Consider the following 8,091-nt stretch of genomic DNA (forward strand, 5'->3'; position numbering starts at 1 on the left):
GCCGGCGACCGGCAACAGGCGCGGCGTCAGCCGCGGCAGCTCCGCGGCGAGGCGCTCCAGCCGCCAGCTCGCCATCATAGTGAGTGCCGCCGCAACATGACCCGGGCTGCACACCAGCCCGCGATACAGCTCGATGCCGTCCGGCTGAAGCGAGGAGCCGGTGTCGGCGATCATCCGCTCCACCATGCCCTTCGTGCGCGCGAACCGCGCCACCAGCCGCGGCACCATCGCGCTGCCCGCCAGCACTCTGGCGAGCGGCAGCATCCAGCGCCCGGCGCGTCCGCCGATCGGCAGCAGCGCGCCGTTGAGGCTGACGAGACCCGACGGCGCGATCAGACCGTCGAGGCACATCCGCGCCAGCACTGCGACGCCGGCCGAATGTCCCGCCACCAGCGCCGGACGTTGCCCCAGCGTGCCCAGAAGTACGGCGATATCGGCGGCCATCGCATCAAGTGACATCCGTCCGCGCTCCGGCGTCTCGGTGAAGCCATGACCGGGAAGGTCGAGTGCGATCACCGTGAAGTGCTCGGCGAGGAGTGGCGCCAGATCGCGCCACGAATGCGTCGCCGCACCGGTGCCGTGGAGCAGCAGCAACGTCGGCCCGCGGCCGATCTGTTGCACGTGCCAACGCAGACCGGCGGCTTCGACAAAGCGGCTGCGGTTGCGGTGAGGCCAATCGCCGCCGTCACGCTGCCAGTCAGGCTTTGGATGATGCCGTCGTGAGGGAAGTCTCGGCGAGAAGGTCTGCAGGGTATCGCGCGCGGGATGAAGGACCAAAGCTGATCACCTCCATGGCGCCGGAAGCAAACTGGCGCACACGGACAAACACAGCCCCGCCGCAGAGTTCCTGCGACGAATCGATTTCGCGCCTCACAATTGCAGAATGGTAATTAGTGCGGAAAGACAGAGAGCGTCGACGGGAATTCAACTAACAGCTCGGAGTGAGCCCTGCGCGAGGTTGACAATCGCTTCGTCAAGTCAGCCCGACACCAGGCTTAACTCATCACCTCTGCGTCGTGTTAGCTTGACGCCGAGTGTCAGCTCCGGCCGACACATGACCGATTATCTCGGGCGACGATCTCTTTTGTGCATCCTGCCGACGAAAACGACCTGATACTTCATCGCAACTTGGAACGATCGCAAGATCGTCCAGGTTCAAGTCCGAAAGGGCGTTGGATGCCGCGCACGGCGTAATGCCCGCCAGGAGTGCTTAGCGATGAAGATGTCTCACCTTGCGAATTTCCTGATGATGATCGTCGGCGGCGCCGTGCAGGAGGTGTCGTCCGCGGTTCGCCGCAAGCTGCGCGGCGTGGCGCGCACCGACTAACGTTCGGCGCCGCTTCTCTTACTGCAGCATGCTGCGCCGGTCCGGCGCCAGCACTTCGGGCCGCGATCCCGACAGCCGCTTGTGCAGATGGACCATGAAGGCCATGCCGAACAGCGGCGTCGCCAGGTTGACGATCGGGATCGACACGAAGGCGGCGATGATCAGTCCGCCGATGAACACCGTGGTGGCATTGTCGCGCCGCATCGCCTTGGCTTCCGGCGCTGGGCGGAAACGCATCGCGGCCAGTTCGAAATATTCCCGACCGAGCAGCCAGGCGGTGGCGACGAAGAACACGATCGCGCCGGCGCCGGCGACGAACAGGAACGGCAGCGCCACCAGATAAACCAGGATAGTCAGCAGCGCGGTCTTCACCGTTTCCCAGGTGGCGAGCCCGATCGGCAGCGCGACGCCCGGCGCTTCGTGCGGATAGTATTCGCGCTCGACGTGCTCGGCGGCCTCGTCGACGAAAATGCCGGCCACCAGTGAGGTCACCGCCGGCATCAGGAACACCGCGCCGACAACGATGCCGAGCCCGGCCGCGATCGACACGATCCACGACAAGATGTTCAGGGGGGTGTGAAAGCCGCCCAGCGTTGCTTCGGCCCAGATCTCGCTTGAGCTTGCCAGCCAGCTCAGCAGCCGCTGCAATCCGACCGCAGCGACCGCGATCAACGCCAACGCGAAGCCGACCGAGCGCCACAGGATCGAGCGCATCGGCGGCGACAGAATCTGGGTCAGCGCCTTGATGGCGGCGTCGAGCATGGCGGCGTCCTCGTCCCGGAAAAACAGCCTCGAACAGGTAGAGACCGCGCCGATGTTCGGCAAGGGCCGGGACGTCTTCGTCGCGCGCGCTTACCGCCGCAGCCGTCGCGACGCTGGATAATTCATCACCTTCGGCACCTTGCCGTCGCGCAGCGCCTGCTGCATGCCTTCCCAGTAATCGGCCTGCATCAGCTCCGGATGGGCGTCGCGGAAGGCGCGGCGCAGGCCGGGGTCATCGATCCGCAGCCCCTCCAGCATCTCCTGCGGCCGGAACACCATGCCATTGTCGAATTCACCCGGCGCAGCGTCGTCGCGGCGCACGGTGACCGAGGTCAGCGGCTCCACCGCGTCGTAGTCGAACAGATAGACTTTGCGGATGCGGCTGACGCCGTAATTGCGGCCGTCGAGATCCTTGTTGAAGATATCGGCCGCGGCGTTGTTCTTGATGCAGTCGCCGAGATTCATCACCGCGGCACGGGATTCGGCTGCGGACGCGTTGGCGAGATACAGCGGCAGCGGCGTCAGTTTGATCTGCACGATCAGATGCCGGAACACCAGCGCGCCGCGATCGAGCGTTACCGTGCCGATCCCGGCTTCCAGCAGTTCGTCGAGCAGCTCGGGCGCGAACATCGCGCGGTCGAGCTTGACGTTGGAATAGATGATGTTGTCGAGCATCGATCCGGCGCGGTCGATCTCATGCACCAGATTGTATTTGCGCAGCACCTCGTCGAGGCCGTCGAAGTAATCGAATTTGTAATCGTCGGTCGGATGGTCGCGAATGATCTTCAGCACATAGGCCGACGACGGCATCGTGAAGGCGATCGCAACCGTGCCCTTGAAGCCGGGTGCGGTGGCGAGCTTTTCCTTGGTCTTGCGGTGTTCGGCCAGGATCTCGCTCATCACCGCGACCTTGCCGAGGTGATGGAAGCCGATGCACGAATATTGCGTGCCGAGCGGCCGCTTCGGCATCAGCTCATGGAGCAGCCGGGCCAGCTCGTGGTAGCGCGGATTGGTGGCGTGATAGTTCGCCAGCGTCGACGAGAACGCATATTGCAGCTCGTCGCTGTCGGTCAGCACCGCATCGACGACCAGCCCGTCCTTCTCGTTGAGCAGAGCGATCAGCAGCGGCAGGTTGCGCATCGGCATGTCGCCGCGGTCGCGCAGTTTGATCCGGCCAACCAGGCAGGCGCCACGATTGCGGAAGAAGCCGGAGTCGGCGATCTCGATCTTGACCGGCTCGCCGGGACGCGGGCTGAGCGGCTCCAGCGCCGTCTCGATCGCCAGCGCTGCGAGCGCCGCGTCGCCGTCGCGATCGCGCCACGGCACATGGAAGCCGGCGTCGCCGAGAATCCCGGCGATCACCTCGGCGGTGATAGGCAGCGTGGTGGTGGTGGTCTTCAGCACCGCTGCTGGCGAGGTGGTGCGCCGCGCGGTGGCGCCGGCGTCATAGGACACCGGCCGCCATTCGTCGCTCACCAGCTTGCGGCGCAGCGACTGCCAGAACGCGAAGGCGAAATCGGCCTCGTAGCGGCCCTCGATCGCGGCGAGCAGTTCGGCCTCGGCGGTCGGCCACAGCTGCTCGTCGGTCGTCAGCTCCGGCAGCCCGGCTTTCAACAGCGGCACGAGCTGGTCGATGCAGGCGGTGTACAGCCCGATCCGGATCTTCGACAGTCGCACCGTCACCGGCCAGTCGCGCGCCTCGAACGCCGCCTGCGCCAGCGCCGGAATCCGCCGCGACACCGAGTAGTAGTTGTCGAACGCCGACAGTACCACGCGCGCCAGCAGGCGCGCCTGATCGTCGGGATCGTCGGTGCGGTACAGCGCGTCGAGCAGGTCGAAATCAGGCTCGGCAATCCGCGTGGCGTGCTCGATCTCGGCGGCGCCGAGCGGCCGGGCGCGGGTGTGGGAAATGGTTGCGGTCATTGCGTCGGGGTCAGCGCATCTCGTCAGGTCGCGCCTCCGGCTGCCCGTCCGGACCGGCCGCCCAGCCGGCCACCGGACCGAACCACCGGGGCGATTGCGCCATCATGGGAGGCTTTGGCCCCTCCAAGCGTGATCTGACGCAAAACACCCCCCGCCGAAAGACGGATGCGACAATCTGTCGGGGCGGGAAGGCTTGGGCAGTGAGTCTGGTGGACCGAGATTGGCCGATCAGCGGGCGAGGCGGAGAACGACGTCGCCCCGTTTCAGCCTGCCTCATGGCTGCGCGGGTGGCGGAGCGACGGAGGCGTTCGGCTCGATCTTCGGGGGCACGGTCTCGTTCGTCTCGAAGAACGTTAGCGCCGCTGCCGAGAAACCGTCGGGGGTCTCGTACATCAGATGGTGCGTTGCGCCCTTGAACTGGACCAGCCACGCTCCAGGAATCGCGGTGGCGAGCGTCTTGGAGCTGTCGGTGCCGACGACGTTGTCGGCCGTGCCGACCACCAGCATCACCTGATTGTCGATCGACGGCAGCTTATCCAGCGGGGTCTTCCAATGGGTGGTGGCCTCGACCTGCCGCGCCACGATCGGGTCGGCCGGCACCCGGCCGTGCAGCGCCTTGGCGACGTTGCTGCCGTCGGTCGAGGTGGCGTGGATCAGCGCCTTGTTGAACCGGTCCGGATACTGCAGCAGCAATTGCTGGGTAATCGTGCTGCCCATCGAATAGCCGAGCACATCGCTGCGCTTGACGCCGAGCGCGTCAAGCAGCCCGATCACGTCTGCGGCGAATAGCGGGTAGCTGAAGGTGGTGTCGTTGGCGGTCGTGTGGCCCATGCCGCGATTGTCCATCAGGATCAGCTGATGGGTCTTCGACAGCGCCTCGACCACCTGGGGTGGCCAGTTCTCGGCGGTGCCGCCGAGCCCCATGATCATCACCATCGGCGCGCCCTGGCCAACCAGCTTGTAGCCGATCGAAATGCCGTTGGCGTCGACCTGATAGATCGTGTGACCACCCGCGTCCTGGCCGATCGCCTTGCCGGCCGGCGCAATCGGATCGGCGATGGCGGAGGTCGCGGAGAGCAGCGCAAACGCGCCTAAAAACAGAAATCTAGCCAGCCTTGCCATGCGAATCACCCTGCAGCTCAGCGACGAACTGACGATTAGCAGGGGGCGAGATCGGCTGTCCTTGATCAGGACACGACAAGCAAGCCGAGGCCTTTCGGTGAGCGGTGGCCTGGTACTTAGCTGTCCACCTTCAGCGCCGCGATGAACGCCTCCTGCGGGATGTCGACCTTGCCGAACTGCCGCATCTTCTTCTTGCCCTCCTTCTGCTTCTCCAGAAGTTTGCGCTTTCGGGTGATGTCGCCGCCGTAGCACTTGGCGGTGACGTCCTTTCGCAGGGCGCGGACGGTTTCGCGGGCGATCACCTTGCCGCCGATCGCCGCCTGGATCGGAATCTGGAACATGTGCGGCGGGATCAGCTCTTTCATCTTCTCGACCATGGCGCGGCCGCGGCCTTCGGCGCGGGTCCGGTGCACCAGCATCGACAGTGCGTCCACCGGCTCGGCATTGACCAGGATCTGCATCTTCACCAAGTCGGCCGGCTTATAGTCGGTGAGGTGATAGTCGAACGAGGCGTAGCCCTTCGACACGCTCTTGAGCCGGTCGTAGAAGTCGAACACCACTTCGTTGAGCGGCAGGTCGTACTTCACCATCGCGCGGGCGCCGACGTAGGTCAGCTCTTTCTGATTGCCGCGGCGGTCCTGGCACAGCTTCAGCACCGAGCCGAGATATTCGTCGGGGGTCAGGATGGTGGCCTCGATCCACGGTTCCTGGATCTCGGCGATCTTGACCACGTCCGGCATGTCGACCGGATTGTGGATCTCCATCTCGGTGCCGTCGGTCAGCTTCATCTTGTAGATCACGCTCGGCGCGGTCGCGATCAGGTCGAGATCGAACTCGCGGCTGAGCCGCTCCTGGATGATCTCGAGGTGCAACAGACCGAGGAAGCCGCAGCGGAAGCCGAAGCCGAGCGCGGCTGAGGTTTCCATCTCGAACGAGAAGCTGGCGTCGTTCAGCCGCAGCTTGCCCATCGCGGCGCGCAGCGTTTCGAAATCGTCGGCGTCGACCGGGAACAGGCCGCAGAACACCACCGGCACGGCGGGCTTGAAGCCCGGCAGCATGTCGGTGACCGGCTTCTTGTCGTCGGTGATGGTATCGCCGACGCGGGTGTCGGCGACTTCCTTGATGGCCGCGGTGATGAAGCCGACCTCGCCGGGGCCGAGCTCTTCGACATTGACCATCTTGGGCGTGAAGTAGCCGACGCGCTCGACGTCGTAGGCGGCGCCGGTGCCCATCATCCGGATGCGCTGGCCCTTCTTGAGCACGCCATCGACCACGCGCACCAGCACCACGACGCCGAGATAGACGTCGTACCAAGAGTCGACCAGCAGCGCCTTCAGGGTGGCGTCGCGATCGCCCTTCGGCGGCGGCAGACGCTTGACGATCGCCTCCAGCACGTCGGGGATGCCGAGGCCGGTCTTGGCCGAGATCATCACTGCGTCGGAGGCGTCCAGTCCGATCACGTCCTCGATCTGCTGCTTGATCTTTTCGGGCTCGGCCGCCGGCAGGTCGACCTTGTTGAGCACCGGGACGATTTCGTGGTTGGCGTCGAGCGCGTGGTAGACGTTGGCGAGCGTCTGCGCTTCGACACCTTGCGAGGCGTCGACCACCAGTAGCGAGCCCTCGCACGCCGCCAGCGACCGCGACACTTCGTAGGCGAAGTCGACGTGGCCGGGCGTGTCCATCAAATTGAAGATGTAGTCCTTGCCGTCCTGCGCCCGGTAGGTCAGGCGCACGGTCTGCGCCTTGATGGTGATGCCGCGCTCGCGCTCGATGTCCATCGAGTCCAGCACCTGCTCCTTGCCGGCCATTTCGCGGTCGCTGAGCGCGCCGGTCATCTGGATCAGGCGGTCGGCGAGCGTCGACTTGCCATGGTCGATATGGGCGACGATGGAGAAGTTGCGGATATTGTCGATGGGGACGGTTGTCATGGCGGCCAGATAGCATCGCGACTCAGGCCCGGCAAGGCGAACGGAAGCCGCAACCTCCCGAAAAACCGCCGGTTTTGCCGCGCTTGACGCGGCCGGCGGAAGCGGATGATGTCCGCCGCGCTACGCCTCAAGCTCAGGGCCCGGATGTCCCCTCCCTCTACCCCCCGCCGCCCCTTCGCTCCACTGACGCGCTGGCTCGATGCCCTGCTCGATCCCAAGCGGCAGGAGCTTACCGTTATCTGGACCCTGCTCGCCTATATGGCGGTTTGGACCGCGTATCGGATCATCGCCACCTGGCCGCGCGATCTGCACGCCGACGAGACCGAGCTGTATGGCTGGTCGCGCCACCTGGCTTTCGGCACCGACAAGCATCCGCCGTTCTCGGCCTGGGTGGCGCGCGCCTGGTTCACCCTGGTTCCGCCGTCCGATCTGTCGGTCCATCTGCTGGCGACCGCCAATATCGCGCTGACGCTGTACATCGCCTGGCGGACGATGCGGCGCTACATGGACGCCGAGAAGTCGCTGTTCGGCTTGGCGCTGCTGACGCTGATCCCGTTCTTCAATTTCATCGCGCTGAAATACAACGCCAATGCGGTGCTGCTGCCGCTATGGGCGCTCACTATCCATTGCTTTTTGCGCGCACTGGAGAGTCGTGCGGCGCTGTGGGGGGCGCTTGCGGGGGCGTTTGCTGGCGCCTCGATGCTGGGGAAATACTGGTCGATCGTGCTGGTCGTCGCGCTGGGGCTGGCGGCGCTGATCGATCCGCGCCGTGGCCGGTTGTTCGCCTCCCCGGCGCCGTGGCTGATGATCCTGTGCGGCGGCCTCGTGCTGGGCCCGCACGTCTGGTGGCTGGCCGCTCACGGCTTTCCGACCTTCGCCTATGCGGCCGCGCACGAGTCGGCGGATTTGGCCGATAACCTGCGGGACACACTCACCTATCTGCCCGGCGCCGTCGCCTATGCGGCGGTGGCGCTGATCACCGCCGCGGTGGTGCTGCGGCCGTCCCGCGCGGCGCTGGCCGACATTGCA

6 protein-coding genes are annotated in these 8,091 nt (G+C 65.5%); 1 reads left to right on the forward strand and 5 read right to left on the reverse strand.

Annotation, left to right across the window (positions count from 1 at the left end; translation table 11 throughout):
• From bchO to lepA, 5 genes are all read right to left on the reverse strand, one after another.
• A partial coding sequence (gene bchO, locus DYI24_RS16365) for an alpha/beta fold hydrolase BchO (RefSeq protein WP_246701281.1) occupies positions 1-750 on the reverse strand: 750 nt, incomplete at its 3' end.
• Positions 751-1,345: 595 nt separating this feature from the next.
• Entirely contained in the window at positions 1,346-2,089 is a 744-nt protein-coding gene (locus DYI24_RS16370) for a sulfate transporter family protein (RefSeq protein WP_107353921.1), read from the reverse strand.
• Between the two features lie 90 nt (positions 2,090-2,179).
• Positions 2,180-4,012, reverse strand: a complete 1,833-nt coding sequence (gene aceK / locus DYI24_RS16375) for a bifunctional isocitrate dehydrogenase kinase/phosphatase (protein ID WP_164573050.1) — start codon at positions 4,010-4,012, stop codon at positions 2,180-2,182.
• A gap of 273 nt (positions 4,013-4,285) precedes the next feature.
• The gene (locus DYI24_RS16380; RefSeq protein ID WP_164573051.1) at positions 4,286-5,134 is read right to left on the reverse strand and encodes an alpha/beta fold hydrolase; all 849 of its coding nucleotides are present in this window, start codon (positions 5,132-5,134) and stop codon (positions 4,286-4,288) included.
• A 116-nt stretch (positions 5,135-5,250) separates the two neighbouring features.
• Entirely contained in the window at positions 5,251-7,062 is a 1,812-nt protein-coding gene (gene lepA, locus DYI24_RS16385; protein ID WP_164573052.1) for a translation elongation factor 4, read from the reverse strand.
• A 144-nt stretch (positions 7,063-7,206) separates the two neighbouring features.
• Here lepA and DYI24_RS16390 point away from each other — a divergent pair.
• A partial coding sequence (locus tag DYI24_RS16390; RefSeq protein WP_164573053.1) for a glycosyltransferase family 39 protein occupies positions 7,207-8,091 on the forward strand: 885 nt, incomplete at its 3' end.

Origin of the sequence: Rhodopseudomonas sp. BR0C11 (genome assembly GCF_010820945.1) — a bacterium.
Classification (GTDB): Bacteria; Pseudomonadota; Alphaproteobacteria; order Rhizobiales; family Xanthobacteraceae; genus Rhodopseudomonas; species Rhodopseudomonas palustris_H.